13 protein-coding genes, 20 tRNA genes, 2 rRNA genes and 2 riboswitches (1 of these 37 running past the window's edge) are annotated in these 14,976 nt (G+C 39.8%); of the genes, 2 read left to right on the top strand and 33 right to left on the bottom strand.

Translation table 11 applies throughout. The annotated features are described in order from the left end of the window. Window positions 1-4: 4 nt before the first annotated feature. The 9 genes from thiF to tenA are packed head-to-tail and all read right to left on the bottom strand — an operon-like array spanning window position 5 to window position 6,905. Window positions 5-1,024 carry a thiazole biosynthesis adenylyltransferase ThiF gene (thiF, locus tag NHG49_RS04150; RefSeq protein ID WP_064473923.1) on the bottom strand — a complete coding sequence of 340 codons (1,020 nt, stop codon included), beginning with the start codon at window positions 1,022-1,024 and terminating at the stop codon, window positions 5-7. Further along, window positions 1,017-1,787, bottom strand: coding sequence for a thiazole synthase (thiG, locus tag NHG49_RS04145; protein WP_000931995.1), 771 nt, complete (start codon window positions 1,785-1,787; stop codon window positions 1,017-1,019). The genes thiF and thiG overlap by 8 nt, the downstream gene beginning before the upstream one ends. Before the next feature lie 2 nt (window positions 1,788-1,789). After that, entirely contained in the window at window positions 1,790-1,993 is a 204-nt protein-coding gene (gene thiS / locus NHG49_RS04140; protein ID WP_001049510.1) for a sulfur carrier protein ThiS, read from the bottom strand. Window positions 1,994-2,008: 15 nt separating this feature from the next. Further along, the gene (gene thiO, locus NHG49_RS04135) at window positions 2,009-3,118 is read right to left on the bottom strand and encodes a glycine oxidase ThiO (RefSeq protein WP_064473924.1); all 1,110 of its coding nucleotides are present in this window, start codon (window positions 3,116-3,118) and stop codon (window positions 2,009-2,011) included. Further along, window positions 3,111-3,731 (bottom strand): thiazole tautomerase TenI, encoded by a 621-nt coding sequence (tenI, locus tag NHG49_RS04130; RefSeq protein ID WP_088047981.1) that lies wholly within the window; start codon window positions 3,729-3,731, stop codon window positions 3,111-3,113. Before tenI ends, thiO begins: the two co-directional genes overlap by 8 nt. 10 nt (window positions 3,732-3,741) lie before the next feature. Continuing rightward, complete coding sequence (locus tag NHG49_RS04125; protein ID WP_088047982.1) at window positions 3,742-4,743, bottom strand: ABC transporter substrate-binding protein; 1,002 nt, start codon at window positions 4,741-4,743, stop codon at window positions 3,742-3,744. Further along, window positions 4,740-5,492: an ABC transporter permease gene (locus NHG49_RS04120; protein WP_078182938.1), complete on the bottom strand. Its 753-nt coding sequence runs from the start codon at window positions 5,490-5,492 to the stop codon at window positions 4,740-4,742. Before NHG49_RS04120 ends, NHG49_RS04125 begins: the two co-directional genes overlap by 4 nt. Beyond that, window positions 5,492-6,241: an ABC transporter ATP-binding protein gene (locus NHG49_RS04115; protein WP_088047983.1), complete on the bottom strand. Its 750-nt coding sequence runs from the start codon at window positions 6,239-6,241 to the stop codon at window positions 5,492-5,494. Before NHG49_RS04115 ends, NHG49_RS04120 begins: the two co-directional genes overlap by 1 nt. Beyond that, window positions 6,210-6,905, bottom strand: coding sequence for a thiaminase II (tenA, locus tag NHG49_RS04110; protein ID WP_088047984.1), 696 nt, complete (start codon window positions 6,903-6,905; stop codon window positions 6,210-6,212). The genes NHG49_RS04115 and tenA overlap by 32 nt, the downstream gene beginning before the upstream one ends. Before the next feature lie 82 nt (window positions 6,906-6,987). Then, a riboswitch (TPP riboswitch) is annotated at window positions 6,988-7,090 on the bottom strand. A gap of 60 nt (window positions 7,091-7,150) precedes the next feature. Then, a riboswitch (TPP riboswitch) is annotated at window positions 7,151-7,262 on the bottom strand. Window positions 7,263-7,531: 269 nt separating this feature from the next. Between tenA and NHG49_RS04105 the strand changes: the two genes are divergently transcribed. Together NHG49_RS04105 and NHG49_RS04100 are read left to right on the top strand one after the other, a co-directional pair. Further along, window positions 7,532-8,692, top strand: a complete 1,161-nt coding sequence (locus NHG49_RS04105; RefSeq protein ID WP_088047985.1) for an SH3 domain-containing protein — start codon at window positions 7,532-7,534, stop codon at window positions 8,690-8,692. Window positions 8,693-8,697: 5 nt separating this feature from the next. Next, the gene (locus NHG49_RS04100; RefSeq protein ID WP_088047986.1) at window positions 8,698-9,030 is read left to right on the top strand and encodes a hypothetical protein; all 333 of its coding nucleotides are present in this window, start codon (window positions 8,698-8,700) and stop codon (window positions 9,028-9,030) included. Window positions 9,031-9,271: 241 nt separating this feature from the next. Here NHG49_RS04100 and NHG49_RS04095 read toward each other — a convergent pair whose 3' ends face one another. The 24 genes from NHG49_RS04095 to NHG49_RS03980 form a co-directional block, all read right to left on the bottom strand. After that, entirely contained in the window at window positions 9,272-10,423 is a 1,152-nt protein-coding gene (locus NHG49_RS04095; RefSeq protein ID WP_046956752.1) for a DUF3965 domain-containing protein, read from the bottom strand. Between the two features lie 297 nt (window positions 10,424-10,720). Beyond that, complete coding sequence (locus NHG49_RS04090; protein ID WP_000199001.1) at window positions 10,721-11,140, bottom strand: CBS domain-containing protein; 420 nt, start codon at window positions 11,138-11,140, stop codon at window positions 10,721-10,723. A gap of 129 nt (window positions 11,141-11,269) precedes the next feature. Further along, window positions 11,270-11,341, bottom strand: a tRNA-Glu gene (locus NHG49_RS04085). Window position 11,342: 1 nt separating this feature from the next. Next, a tRNA-Asn gene (locus NHG49_RS04080) sits at window positions 11,343-11,417 on the bottom strand. A 10-nt stretch (window positions 11,418-11,427) separates the two neighbouring features. Further along, window positions 11,428-11,504 (bottom strand) — tRNA-Ile (locus NHG49_RS04075). Between the two features lie 10 nt (window positions 11,505-11,514). Beyond that, window positions 11,515-11,585, bottom strand: a tRNA-Trp gene (locus NHG49_RS04070). A 6-nt stretch (window positions 11,586-11,591) separates the two neighbouring features. Then, window positions 11,592-11,664, bottom strand: a tRNA-Thr gene (locus tag NHG49_RS04065). A gap of 9 nt (window positions 11,665-11,673) precedes the next feature. After that, window positions 11,674-11,749: transfer RNA gene (locus NHG49_RS04060), tRNA-Phe, on the bottom strand. An 8-nt stretch (window positions 11,750-11,757) separates the two neighbouring features. Continuing rightward, window positions 11,758-11,833, bottom strand: a tRNA-Asp gene (locus tag NHG49_RS04055). A gap of 3 nt (window positions 11,834-11,836) precedes the next feature. After that, window positions 11,837-11,913 (bottom strand) — tRNA-Met (locus tag NHG49_RS04050). Between the two features lie 23 nt (window positions 11,914-11,936). Continuing rightward, window positions 11,937-12,029 (bottom strand) — tRNA-Ser (locus NHG49_RS04045). 56 nt (window positions 12,030-12,085) lie between these two features. Then, window positions 12,086-12,178: transfer RNA gene (locus tag NHG49_RS04040), tRNA-Ser, on the bottom strand. Window positions 12,179-12,199: 21 nt separating this feature from the next. After that, window positions 12,200-12,272, bottom strand: a tRNA-Ala gene (locus NHG49_RS04035). 15 nt (window positions 12,273-12,287) lie between these two features. Beyond that, window positions 12,288-12,361 (bottom strand) — tRNA-Pro (locus NHG49_RS04030). A 10-nt stretch (window positions 12,362-12,371) separates the two neighbouring features. Beyond that, window positions 12,372-12,445: transfer RNA gene (locus NHG49_RS04025), tRNA-Arg, on the bottom strand. Between the two features lie 3 nt (window positions 12,446-12,448). Next, window positions 12,449-12,537: transfer RNA gene (locus NHG49_RS04020), tRNA-Leu, on the bottom strand. A gap of 16 nt (window positions 12,538-12,553) precedes the next feature. Next, a tRNA-Gly gene (locus NHG49_RS04015) sits at window positions 12,554-12,628 on the bottom strand. A 29-nt stretch (window positions 12,629-12,657) separates the two neighbouring features. Further along, window positions 12,658-12,738 (bottom strand) — tRNA-Leu (locus NHG49_RS04010). Window positions 12,739-12,752: 14 nt separating this feature from the next. Next, a tRNA-Lys gene (locus NHG49_RS04005) sits at window positions 12,753-12,828 on the bottom strand. Between the two features lie 4 nt (window positions 12,829-12,832). Next, window positions 12,833-12,907: transfer RNA gene (locus tag NHG49_RS04000), tRNA-Gln, on the bottom strand. Window positions 12,908-12,918: 11 nt separating this feature from the next. Beyond that, window positions 12,919-13,002, bottom strand: a tRNA-Tyr gene (locus NHG49_RS03995). 8 nt (window positions 13,003-13,010) lie between these two features. Then, window positions 13,011-13,086, bottom strand: a tRNA-Val gene (locus tag NHG49_RS03990). Between the two features lie 5 nt (window positions 13,087-13,091). Then, window positions 13,092-13,207: ribosomal RNA gene (gene rrf, locus NHG49_RS03985) — 5S ribosomal RNA — on the bottom strand. A gap of 101 nt (window positions 13,208-13,308) precedes the next feature. Next, window positions 13,309-14,976 (bottom strand): 23S ribosomal RNA (locus tag NHG49_RS03980) (it continues 1,254 nt past the right edge of the window).

Genomic DNA, 14,976 nt, shown 5'->3' with positions numbered 1-14,976 from the left:
TTTTCTATCCAAAATAGCGATGATAAATCGTTTTTGCTTCGCTTATATCTTTCGTTCCATGTACAAGTACACGTCCATCTTTGAAAGCAACTAATCTCTTTTCTTCCACAGAAAATGATAATAAATATGGATTTACATTTAAATCATTCACACGATCATTCAGCAGCTCTTTGTATCGTTCAAAATCCATTTCTTCTTTATGAGGTGGTCTAATTTGAACTGTATTTCTCCCGCATAAAACTGCTGTTTTCGATGTATTTTCTTTATTTAAATACGGGTATATCGCATTCTCTCCACACGAAGGACAATTATGCTTACGAAGCTTTTGCACATTCATACATGAGTATTCATTCTTCCATACATCAAACGATACAAGTCCATCTCGAAGTGACTCGTAATCTTCCACTAACAGTTTAAGAGCTTCCGTTACTTGATGAGAAACGACGAGAGATACAGCAGGAGATATAATGCCCGCTGTATCGCATGTCGCTCCGCCAAGCGGAATCGATTGTAATAAACAAGATAAACATGGCGTTTTACTAGGAAGAATTGTGTAAGAAAGGCCGTAACTCCCTACACATGCTCCGTAAATCCATGGAATAGAATACTTTTGCGCTATATCATTTACAATAAAACGTGTTTCAAAATTATCAGTTGCATCAATCATTACATCAACCTTTGTAACGAGTTCTTCTAATTCCTCAGCAGTTACATCTTGAACGAGAGCTTTTACTCTTACTTCACTATTAATTTCTTCTAGACGCTTTTTTGCCGCTACAGCCTTCGGTAGGTTATTCTCTACATCGCTCTCTGCATACAATTGTTGCCTTTGTAAATTACTCCAATCGACATAATCTCGGTCAACAATCGTTACTATGCCAACACCTGCTCTTACAAACATCTCTGCATTTGCACTACCTAATGCACCTGCACCGATAATGAGTACATGCTTTTCTCTTATCTTTCGTTGCCCCTCTTCTCCAATTGGAGAAAATAATTCTTGGCGAGAATATCGATTATTCAACTACGCTCATTCCTTCTAAAGGACTACTTGCTGTTGCACAACGCTTACGTGCAATACGCCCCGCTTCAAATCCTAATCGTCCTGCTTCAATACTTAATTTCATTGCTTGTGCCATTTTTATTGGATCTTTTGCTCCCGATACAGCAGTATTTAATAACACACCATCCGCTCCTAATTCCATCGCAAATGCCGCATCAGCTGGGCTACCGATACCAGCGTCAACGATAACTGGTACTGTCGCTTGTTCAATAATGAAGCTTAAATTTAACGGATTTACAATACCAAGCCCTGAACCGATTGGTGATGCTCCTGGCATAATTGCATGCACACCTAGTTCTTGTAATTTACGTGCTAATACAACATCATCAGATGTATACGGAAGTACGATAAATCCTTCTTCTAGTAACATTTCAGATGCCTTTAACGTTTCTACTGGATCAGGTAATAACGTTCTATCATCACCAATAACTTCTACTTTGATCATATCGCAAAGCCCCGAAGCTTTTGCTAATTTTGCAATACGAACAGCTTCTTCAGCATTTTTTGCTCCAGCTGTATTCGGTAATAACGTATATTTTTTCACATCAAGTTTCTCTAATAAATTAGGCTGCTTTGCATCAAATATATCCATACGACGTACTGCGAACGTTAAAACCTCAGCCTCAGATACATCAATTGCCTTTTGCTGTACATCAAAATCAGGGAATTTCCCTGTTCCTAATAAAAGTCTAGAATGAAATGAAAATGGTCCAATGTTTAACATAATCAACCGCCTCCTACGAAAGTTACAATCTCAATTTGGTCTCCATCAAAAACAGATGTATCTGTATGATCATCTTTTTGTAAAATATCTTTATTACGCTCTACTACTACAATTCTGTTATCTAACTCTAAATGCGTAAGTAGCTCAGCCACTGTTTTCACACTCTCTGGCACTTCAAGTTGGTTACCATTAATTTTTAAATTCAAACTTCCATCCCCTTTCTAAACTGTTTTAGAAAGCAATGAATCTAGCAAATGATTCTCCTGCTTTCCTTCTATTAAATCAGCCATATACTGACCAGAAACAGGACTTAATAAAATACCGTTTCGATAATGTCCAGTACAAGCATATAAACCTTTTATTTCTTCATGCTCTCCCATATAAGGAGCTTCGTGATTCGATTGAGGTCTTAACCCTGCCCATGCGCTTTCCCACTCTGCTTCTTTTAAAGCTGGCAATATTGTATACGCGCGCTCTAATATAGAAGTAATACTTTCTGGTTGCACTGTTTTATTAAACGTATGAGGCTTCATCGTTGCTCCAATTACGTAACGTCCACCACGCTTTGGGGCAATGTAAAATCTTTCTTGGAAAATAGGTGCCTTTAAAAGTGGTTTTCTACTTCTTACCGCTACTACTTCTCCTTTAACTGGATATGTACCCCATTCGCGGTGAAAATAACCTAGTAACTTCGTGCTCCATGAACCACCCGCAATCACAACTTTCTCGCACGCCATAATACCTTCGCTTGTAACAATCCCAGTCACTTTATTATTTTCAATACGAATATCAAACACTTCTGTCTGTTCATATATATCAGCACCCGAAATTGATGCGGAATGTGCGAATGCTTTCGTAAGCTCTGGTGCAATAACATGACCATCTTTTGGATAATATACAGCACCTATAATTGACTCAGATAGACACGGCTCTTTCTCTCGTAAACGATCTCCCATTAGAAAGTAAGAATCTTCACCTGTTTTCTGCTGCCACTCCATAATGTGAAGAATTCTTTCCTTCTCATCTTCATTTTGGGCAATGCGATAAATGCCTTTCTCTTCATACCCAATATCGATGCCTGTTTTTTCACGTAAAACTGCTGCAAGTTGTGGAAATATAGCACGGCTTTCTCTAGCAAGTTCAAATAACGGGTCATATGCATCCCATTCTGCCTGAACCCCGAGTAAACCAGCAGCTGCTTTCGAAGCTTCAGATGCAATCCTTTGCTTCTCTACAATCGCTACTTTATGTCCTCTTTCTGCTAGAAAATGTGCAACTGAACTACCGATTACACCACCGCCAATTATCGCTACATCATACTTCTTACACATGTTTTTCCGCCCACTTTCTTATTGATTCCTTATAAGATTTCGCTTTGCTATACGGGTTACTACTACTTATAATCCCAGACATAACAGCAATACCACTGACACCGTTAGTAAGAACATCCCCGATATTTTCCGTGGTAATTCCGCCAATTGCTGTAATCGGTATGGATAAACACTTTGCAATGCCTGAAACCTCTTCAAGCCCTCTCGCTGGCACACCTTTTTTACAATCTGTCGGAAATACATGACCATAGACGAGGGAATCCGCTCCATTCTTAAATGCATCGATCGCCTCTTCTAAAGAATGTACAGAATAGCCGACATGCAAATAAGAAAACTTTTCTTTCACTGACCTTACATTGGCGCTTCGATATCCGAGCTGCACGCGTGGAATGTTTAATAAAATAGCGATATCAATTCGATCATTTATCACTATTTTTGATGCCGGAAAGCCTTTCTTCAAAAGACTTTCCACACCTTCATACAAATCCTTCGTACTTTTCTCACGCTCACGAATATGCAAATAGTCAATCTCACTTTCAATTTGCATCGCTACATTCACTAACTCTTCGAATGACATGTGACCATTTGAGATTACATGAAGCTCATTTTTCATATTCATTCGCCTACTTTAAAATGTTTTCGAATAACTCATCGGCCGGAACGATTTCTTTCGTCATTCCTTTATCTTTCAGCCATTTATTTTGTTTTTCCCATGATTCTTTTGAATCTGATAAGAATGGCTCATCTTTCGTTTCCATTTTCTCTAATAAAATTTTCATACTTTCTTTTTCAACTTCTGGTACAAGTGGGAAGTTTTCTTTTTCTTGATGATTTAATAAAATATTTAATGCTTCATCTGGATTTTTCTTCATGAAATCATAGCCTTTTTTCGTACCACGTAAGAAGGCTTGTAACGCTTCTTTATCTTTTTTCAACGTTTTATCACCTGTTACAAATACAAGCTCATGATAATTCGGTACACCGTAATCAGCTGGATTAAAGTACGCCGGTTCATGACCTTCATGACGCATAACAGGTACTTCATGGTTAATGTATGCCCCTGTTACCGCATCCACTTTCTTCGTAATTAATGCCGGTACTAGATCAAAGCCAACATCGACTACTTTCACTGTATCTGGATTACCACCAGCTTCTTTTACCATCGTTTTTAAATACATCTCACTTAAAGGTGTTCCAGAATATCCAACTGTTTTCCCCTCTAAATCTTTTGGCGATTGAATGCCTGCTGATTTCAGCGATACAACATGATTTAATGGTGAACGTACGACAGCTCCAATTGATTTCACTGGAATTTGTTCATTTGCTTTTGCCATGACAACATCTGGCTGATAATATAAACCAACCGTTACTTTTCCTGCAGCTGCTAAAGTTAATGGATCAGTCGGATTAGAAGGGAATTTTATATTCACCTTTACTCCTTCTTCTTTAAAATAGCCTTTTTCAATTGCTGCATAAATAAAGCTATGTACCGCATTTGGGTACCAATCAAGCATGACCGTTATTTCTTTTTCCTTTTTACCCTTATCTGACGCTGAGTTACTAGAACATCCAGTAATCATTGCAACTAATAATGTCAACACAAAGATGCGTTTTAAAAATTTCATGAATACTTCCTCCAACTAATAAATTTCTTTTCTAATACTGAGATAAGTATGACGAAGAAAATAGCTAATAATGATAACAATACAATGGGTGCAAATACACCGGCTCCGTCTAACTGTGTCATCATTCTTTTACTGAAATATCCAAGCCCAGCTTGTGCACCGAGCCACTCACCGATTGCTGCCCCAATTACACTAAGCGGAACTGCAATTTTTAAAGCTGAGAAAAAATAAGGAAGAGCAGATGGTAACTTTAATTTAAGAAAAACATCTTTTTTCGTTGCCCCATAGGTAACTAAGAGCTCCTCCCATTCTTTTTTCGTACTGCGTAGTCCATCATACGTATTGACCGCAATTGGGAAAAACGTAATTAAAACAGTAACAACAACCTTACTCCAGATCGTATATCCAAACCATAAAACGAAAAGCGGCGCAAGCGCTGTAATAGGAATCGTTTGTGAGGCAACTAATAATGGATAAAATGCTCTCTCCATCCAATTACTCGCATTCATTAACATCGCTAGCCCTACCCCAAGTACGATAGAAATAGCCACCCCTATTAAAACGACCGATAAGGTTGCCGGCAAATGAACCGTAAATAATATATCTTTTAGTTTCCATATCTTCATCACAATTGCAGACGGTGACGGTAAAATGTACATTTCATCTACGATTCTTGCGCCTACTTCCCAAAAGGCAAGTAAAATACTAGAAAGTGTAAGGGCAGGTAATAGCTCCTTCAACCGGTTCATCATACGAGTACCTGCCTTTGTAACATACTAAGAAGCTCATCTTTAAGCGCTAACACTTCAGGCTTATATAAATCTTTTCTTGTTCGATTACGATCAAGCGGTACAATCCTCTCGGTTAAAGTAGTTATCGGTTGCTGCTCTACTACTAAAATTCGATTAGAAAGAAACAACGCTTCTTCCACATCATGAGTGATAAATAAAATTGTTTTTTCCCACTCTTTCCATTGTTCAAACAGCCATTCTTGCAAAGATGCCTTCGTTAAAGCGTCCAACGCGCTAAACGGTTCATCTAACAACAATATTTCCCCGCCTGTTAATAAAGTTCGAATAAAAGATACGCGTTGTCTCATACCACCAGATAAATCTTTCGGATATTTTGTCTCATACCCTTGTAAGCCAAATTTATGTAGCAGTTCCTTGGCCTTTATTTGTGCTTCTTTCTTCTGTACACCTTGACACTCTAGTGGCAGAGCAGCATTCTCAATAATCGTTCGCCACGGCAGGAGCATATCTTTTTGGGGCATATACCCTACAGGATGGCTCTTCGTTTCTGTCAGCTCTATCTGCCCAGTACTTACTTCTTCTAAACCTGTAATAAGGCGAAATAGAGTACTTTTCCCGCATCCACTCGGTCCGATAATACTTACAAACTCTTTATCTTGTATAGAAGCATTTAATTCATTGATGATTGGTTTCTCATCATAATGAAAAGAAACATTATGAAACTGTAGTATGTTCTTGCTCCTCAAATCCCCACATCTCCTTACGATAGGACATATCCCAGAATAAATATTCAAATCGACTGGAATATAGGAAAATCTCCTCTAATCGATCTAGCTCTTTTTCAGACTTTCTAACTGCCATTTCATTTAATAAATCGATTAACCAAATACAAAGGTTACCGTATTCTTCAGAACTATATCCTTGAATCCACTCACCAAAGAACTCATGATCTCTTGCTCCAGGAATATCATTTAAACGCTTTCCAATTTCCCAGTAGCTCCACATACATGGAAGAAGTGCTGCTATTAATTCCGCAAGTGTGCCATTTTGAGATACAGACATCATGTAATTTGTATAAGCTAAATTTTTAGCAGATGGCTTTGCAGACTCTATCTCCTCTATAGAAATTCCCAGTCTTTTTGCATATTGTTTATGGATTGTCATTTCTCCATTTAATATGCCATCAATTTGTTCAGCAAATTTCCCCATTACTTGTGGATTCGTTGCTTTTACAACACCAATCGCATATAGCTTTGCATAATCTAACAAATATAAATAATCTTGAATAATGTAATACTGAAACTTATCTTTTTCTAACGTGCCATCCCCCATACCTACTACAAACGGATGATTATGACTCATCTCCCAAACTGGTTGTACAGTTTCTAATAATCTATCGCAAAATTTCATTTCCCTATCCCCTTCCGGTATGTGTATTTAAATAAAAAACCACTTCTAAATAAGAAGTGGTTACAGCAAATAAAATTATAATTTATTCGTTGCTCCACTTCCCTTCGCTAGTATTACCTAGATCAGGTCTGTAAGGGTTAAGGATTATTCCTCTCTCAGCACAACAAGCACCCCTAGTGGTTTCAATATGAAATTTTCAAACAAAAAAGCCCCGTTTCTATACGCAAAGAAACGGGGACTTATTATTAGTGTCCGAATTGCTTCCCTACGCTAGCATAATCTAGATCAGGTAATGAAAAGGATCAAAGGCTTACGGCCTACTCTCAGCTGGCAACACCAGCTCTCCTAGCAAACTATGAAATTATCACTGTCAGTATAACATCGTAATAAGACATCATCAACTGTTTTAATTTTCTCAATTGTCAACAAAATAACAAAACTATATAATACTTATATTCTATCTTAGAAATTATTATCCTAATTAATTGAATAAAAAGGAATCATTATCCTCAAAAAATTTATTTTTATATTGATTTCATATTACATTTATGTGAATACACCCACTATATTATATCTTTATACTATAATAAAATTACAACTATACAACTAGAGGAGGTCTCTATTATATGAATATGAAAGCTACTGCTTTAACAGCAACTACTGTCGCAATTGCCTCTTTACTTCCTTCTATGGGAGAAACAAATGTACAAACAGCCAACGCTGAACAATTATCTAATGTGAAAACTGGATATGTCAAAGTCGATCAAGTAGCCTTACATACAAAAAATAACGCAAATAGCTCTTCAATTGATACAATTCGCTTTAATACGAAAGTAAACATACTTGAAACAACTAATGGCTGGTATAAAGTATCTGTTAATAATAAAGTAGGTTACGTACAAAAAGACGCTATTCTACTAAAAAACAAACTTCAATCTACTAATCAATACATCGTTAATGCCAATGCATTAAACGTTCGTTCTGAACCTAATTTAGAATCTTCAATTTTAGATGTATTACCAAATGGGAAATTCGTTACCATTCAAGAAGAACAAGGCGAGTGGTATAAAATTTTACATAATGGCAAAACAGGTTACGTACAAAAAGCATTCGTATCTAATGGTTCACAGCCTTTAGTAAAAGGCATCACAGTTCAAAATAATACGAAATACACAGTTGCAACACCTAAACTTAATGTACGTGGCAACGCTAGTACAAGTAGTGCACTACTTGGTTCATTACAAAATGGTACACAAATACAAGTAGTGGAAACTGTAGGAACTTGGTATAAAATTCGTTTTGGCACAGGATACGGATACGTAGCAAAACATTATGTGATGCAAAATCAATCACAATCACAAGCTCAAACGGCTCAACCTACTTCCATTCCAGCAGTTTTCAAATTCCCTACTCAAGGAAGAATTAGCTCAACCTTTGATATACGTTGGGAACAAATGCATTATGGTATAGATATTGCAGCTCAAGGTAATGTCTCTATCCAGGCGGCAGCTGCAGGTAAAGTTGTGAAATCATATTATTCAGCTAGCTATGGCAATGTTGTGTTCATCGCCCATCAAATAAACGGGAAATTATATACAACAGTCTATGCACACATGAAAGATCGCACTGTACAAGCTGGTGATCAAGTACAAGCTGGACAATTAGTAGGTCATATGGGCAACACAGGTCATTCATACGGGCAACATCTTCATTTTGAGTTACACAATGGAGAATGGAATTTTGAAAAAACAAATGCAGTAAACCCACTGCCATATTTAGTTAGGTAAATTGTATGCAACGCAATATACCTCTCTTAATTGAATACTTAGCCTTTTTAGGTTTAATCTGTTGTTTAATCATTTACAATACAAACACTGTATTTTTATCTATTATCATTGCTTTTGTTGCTTTAGAAATTATGATGGAATCCTTTCAAGTACAACTAAAACAAAAAATTGCCCATATATATAATGCCATCTTTCTATTAAGTGCCCTAATAACAAATATTATTAGTAATGGTTTTTATTTATCTACCGTATTTCCTGTATTCTTTATGGCTGTTTTATTATTCATAGCTAGATACATTCATGTTCCTAATACCAAAAAACACGAACAAGAAGCTTAGAAAGAGGAGACACTGTGTATCAATCTTTCAAAGATAATCCGCTAAAATATATATTGAATGTATACACCAAAATAAATACTTTTTTTGGTATACAAGGAAGCAATACAGCACAATTTATCCTTTATGGAATGTTATTTCTCGTCTTAATTACGTTCTCCTTGCTTTACTAATAAAAAAAGGATCTCACATAAACTTGAGATCCTTTTTAATTTATATAAATTTTTTATATAGAAAATGCTCTTTATCCACAAGCATATTTTTCATAAATAAAGCTAAGGTTATATTTTTTCTCTAAGCTCATTCTTTGTTCATCATCACACCAATAGAACAGAATATCATGAATTGTTGCATAACGTTTATTTTTAAGAAATAGTTTAAAGAATGATGGTAAACAATCATGTAATTGTATAAATATATAATTGCGTAATATTTCTTCTTTATATTCAATGCCTTTACAAATATACAGCAATTCTTCACAATAATATGCATGTTGTGGAACTTGAATCATTTCGAAAAATGGCACATATGATAATAACTTCCCGATAAAATGATCATATCGATCCATTATTCCTATCGTCATATGCTCCATCATTTCTTTCATTACATATAAATAATCATCTACATGAGTAGTCTTGAGTGGGTCTAATCGATCTGAAATTTGAGAAAGTACAGCTCTTTGACAAGCTAACACCGCTTGACTAGGTCCATAATATGATAGGAAATCTGTACACTTACGATATTTTCGTAATAAGTCATGTGTGTATAAGTCATACACAAACGTATTACAATACATCGCTAGACTCATCATATCACTATTTAATTGCTCTTTTGATAGTAATTTAGCTCTCTTACACATATAAAAGAATGTAAATTCCAATACTTCTTTATGAGATAATAAATGTTTACAATCCGTTATACATTTCTCATTAAATTTAACCCTATCCCAAATTTCTACATCCCCATCAGTCAATTCACCAATACGATATTTAATAATTAAATAGTTTAAAGCAACCGCTTGCGTCAACAGATCCCACGTTTCATATTCCAATGAAGTGTGAACAAACTCAGCTAGTCCTTGAGTTATCATAAAAGTATTTGCTTCTTCATACCAACCAATCTCTTGGCATAAGCGAAGAATACGTACTAGAGTTGGAATTTCATCTTTATGAAACTGCGGTAAATTCTTTACTTTATCCATTCCATATACGATAAATGCCGCTAAATTTTCTTCTTTATAAAATTCTTTTTCTTTCCACACTAATATAGTTCGTTCTTTCCCTTCACCTTTTGGATGACAAGGTACAAGCAAAGAAAATAATTCAGCGAAATTATTTGGTTCTATATATGTATCTGTAACCAAATTCCAATTTGGATCGCGCTGTACAGCCCTCATATAATTCCCCTTCCCTTTTGTCTACATAGGAAATATTAATCCATTATTACATCGTTAACAATAAATATTGTTATATTCGAAATCTTTCATAATACTTATATCTATCAGTATATCATTTTTTCTCTTATTTAAAATTAGGAATGACAAATTTTAAATAACTGTCGAAATTACTAACTGTATACTTATATTATATAATGTCTCAGATACATCATGCTAACATATTAGTTTAATCCATATATACTAGAATAATGCATCTGATTTTTATACGTAACTTATCCCACTAAGGAACGTCTCTCTTCATTCCGTATGCTCCGAAATTTCACTTAAAGCAAATCCCGCTTGATCATCTGCCGATTCTCTTATAGCTAAATCACCTAGTGCTAACATCCCAACGAGTTGACCACTCTCAACTACTGGTAATCGTCTAATTTGATACTGTGCCATTAACTCTGTAGCTTTTTCAATAGAATCATCTGGAGAAACTGAAACAATATTTGTTGTCATTACATTTGTAATTTTATTAGATCCAGGATGTTTCTCAGCAATCCCACGAACAACTAAATCTCGGTCCGTAACAAGCCCAACAACTTGCTCATTTTCAACAACTGGAATCAATCCAATCGATTCTTCTTTCATCTTTACAGCAGCCTCATATACGTTGTCTAGCGGTGTACAATGTACAACATGAGTACTCATAAAGTCTCTCACTCGTGTCATTTGTATCTCCTCCTTTTTATACATACCATAGCTTTTCCTAAATCCCTTTATTTATTTCAGGAAAATCAGTTGATAAAGGAGAATTCCACAAAATAAAAAAGAGTCAGCATATTGCTGACTCTTTTTTTATGACCCGTACGGGATTCGAACCCGTGTTACCGCCGTGAAAGGGCGGTGTCTTAACCACTTGACCAACGGGCCATGGCTCCGCAGGTAGGACTCGAACCTACGACCGATCGGTTAACAGCCGATAGCTCTACCACTGAGCTACTGCGGAATAATATATATGGTGGGCCTAAATGGACTCGAACCATCGACCTCACGCTTATCAGGCGTGCGCTCTAACCAGCTGAGCTATAGGCCCATATACTTTACAGGGGCAGTAGGAATCGAACCCACACTGGAGGTTTTGGAGACCTCAGTTCTACCTTTAAACTATGCCCCTAAAGGATGCCGACTAGAGGACTTGAACCCCCAACCTACTGATTACAAGTCAGTTGCTCTACCAATTGAGCTAAGTCGGCATAAAAAAATGGTGGCTCGGGACGGAATCGAACCGCCGACACGAGGATTTTCAGTCCTCTGCTCTACCGACTGAGCTACCGAGCCAACATAAATGGCGGTCCCGACCGGGGTCGAACCGGCGATCTCCTGCGTGACAGGCAGGCATGTTAACCACTACACCACGGGACCATTTGGTTGCGGGGACAGGATTTGAACCTGCGACCTTCGGGTTATGAGCCCGACGAGCTACCGTGCTGCTCCACCCCGCGACAATATAATGTTTTTTTAAAAATGGAGGAGGTAGAGGGATTCGAACCCCCGCGCGACTCTCGCCGCCTGTCGGTTTTCAAGACCGATCCCTTCAGCCGAACTTGGGTATACCTCCATGAAGGAAAAATAAAAATTTATTATTATATGTATCTAAACCATTTAAAAAGAAAATGGAGGAGGTAGAGGGATTCGAACCCCCGCGCGATTCTCACCGCCTGTCGGTTTTCAAGACCGATCCCTTCAGCCGAACTTGGGTATACCTCCGAGACCATATAATAAATAAAGTGGAGCCTAGCGGGATCGAACCGCTGACCTCCTGCGTGCAAGGCAGGCGCTCTCCCAGCTGAGCTAAGGCCCCATGTTTTTGGGAATATCGGGAAGACAGGATTTGAACCTGCGACCCCCTGGTCCCAAACCAGGTGCTCTACCAAGCTGAGCCACTTCCCGTTAATAAAAGCGCGCCCGAGAGGAGTCGAACCCCTAACCTCTTGATCCGTAGTCAAACGCTCTATCCAATTGAGCTACGGGCGCATATGGTGCCGAGGGCGGGGGTCGAACCCGCACGGTGGTCACCCACCGCAGGATTTTAAGTCCTGTGCGTCTGCCTGTTCCGCCACCCCGGCATGTCATATTGAAAATTGGAGCGGAAGACGGGATTCGAACCCGCGACCCCAACCTTGGCAAGGTTGTATTCTACCACTGAACTACTTCCGCAAGACATGTTTGAGTTATTTTATTAAAAGTGCGGGTGAAGGGAGTCGAACCCCCACGCCAAAGGCGCTAGATCCTAAGTCTAGTGCGTCTGCCAATTCCGCCACACCCGCATATTTTGTTAAAATGGTGAGCCATGAAGGATTCGAACCTTCGACCCTCTGATTAAAAGTCAGATGCTCTACCAACTGAGCTAATGGCTCTTAATGGCTGGGCTAGCTGGATTCGAACCAGCGCATGACGGAGTCAAAGTCCGTTGCCTTACCGCTTGGCTATAGCCCATTAATTAAGAATGGTGGAGGGGGGCAGATTCGAACTGCCGAACCCGAAGGAGCGGATTTACAGTCCGCCGCGTTTAGCCACTTCGCTACCCCTCCGACATATATGGTGGAGGATGACGGGATCGAACCGCCGACCCCCTGCTTGTAAGGCAGGTGCTCTCCCAGCTGAGCTAATCCTCCATTTTGCCTGGCAACGTCCTACTCTCACAGGGACAAGGTCCCAACTACCATCGGCGCTAGAGAGCTTAACTTCCGTGTTCGGTATGGGAACGGGTGTGGCCTCTCTGCCATCATTACCAGACTGTATTCATTTAAGACAAGAATCATTTTAACTTATTCAAATTTTAAAGTCAATAAGTTTTTTATATTCTTTCAAAACTAGATAACATTGCTTCATATTATATGGTTAAGTCCTCGATCTATTAGTATTCGTCAGCTCCACATGTCACCATGCTTCCACCTCGAACCTATCAACCTGATCATCTTTCAGGGATCTTACTAGCTTACGCTATGGGAAATCTCATCTTGAGGGGGGCTTCATGCTTAGATGCTTTCAGCACTTATCCCTTCCGCACATAGCTACCCAGCTATGCCCTTGGCAGAACAACTGGTACACCAGCGGTGCGTCCATCCCGGTCCTCTCGTACTAAGGACAGCTCCTCTCAAATTTCCTACGCCCACGACGGATAGGGACCGAACTGTCTCACGACGTTCTGAACCCAGCTCGCGTACCGCTTTAATGGGCGAACAGCCCAACCCTTGGGACCGACTACAGCCCCAGGATGCGATGAGCCGACATCGAGGTGCCAAACCTCCCCGTCGATGTGGACTCTTGGGGGAGATAAGCCTGTTATCCCCGGGGTAGCTTTTATCCGTTGAGCGATGGCCCTTCCATGCGGAACCACCGGATCACTAAGCCCGACTTTCGTCCCTGCTCGACTTGTAGGTCTCGCAGTCAAGCTCCCTTATGCCTTTGCACTCTACGAATGATTTCCAACCATTCTGAGGGAACCTTTGGGCGCCTCCGTTACACTTTAGGAGGCGACCGCCCCAGTCAAACTGCCCACCTGACACTGTCTCCCGGGTCGATAAGACCCGTAGGTTAGAATTTCAATACATTCAGGGCGGTATCCCACCAGCGCCTCCACCGAAGCTAGCGCTCCGGTTTCAATGGCTCCCGCCTATCCTGTACAAAATGTACCAAAATTCAATATCAGGCTACAGTAAAGCTCCACGGGGTCTTTCCGTCCTGTCGCGGGTAACCTGCATCTTCACAGGTACTATAATTTCACCGAGTCTCTGGTTGAGACAGTGCCCAAATCGTTACACCTTTCGTGCGGGTCGGAACTTACCCGACAAGGAATTTCGCTACCTTAGGACCGTTATAGTTACGGCCGCCGTTTACTGGGGCTTCAGTTCAGAGCTTCGCTTACGCTAACCCCTCTCCTTAACCTTCCAGCACCGGGCAGGTGTCAGCCCCTATACTTCGCCTTACGGCTTCGCAGAGACCTGTGTTTTTGCTAAACAGTCGCTTGGGCCTATTCACTGCGGCTTTCCGTTAAGAAAGCACCCCTTCTCCCGAAGTTACGGGGTCATTTTGCCGAGTTCCTTAACCAGAGTTCTCTCGCACACCTTAGGATTCTCTCCTCGCCTACCTGTGTCGGTTTGCGGTACAGGCACCTTTTATCTCGCTAGAAGCTTTTCTTGGCAGCGGGGAATCAAAGACTTCGCTCCATAAGGAGCTTCCCCATCACAGCTCAGCCTTCACGATAAGCGGATTTGCCTACTTATCAGCCTAACTGCTTGGACGTGCACAACCAATCGCACGCTTCTTCTATCCTTCTGCGTCCCTCCATTGCTCAAACGATAAAGAGGTGGTACAGGAATATCAACCTGTTGTCCATCGCCTACGCCTGTCGGCCTCGGCTTAGGTCCTGACTAACCCTGAGCGGACGAGCCTTCCTCAGGAAACCTTAGGCATTCGGTGGACGGGATTCTCACCCGTCTTTCGCTACTCATACCGGCATTCTCACTTCTAAGCGCTCCACCAGTCCTTCCGGTCTGACTTCA

The organism is Bacillus sp. IBL03825, from assembly GCF_024712505.1.
Taxonomy (GTDB): domain Bacteria; phylum Bacillota; class Bacilli; order Bacillales; family Bacillaceae_G; genus Bacillus_A; species Bacillus_A wiedmannii.
Note: the sequence above shows the minus strand (reverse complement) of the source record. Positions and strands in the feature narration are given on the sequence as shown.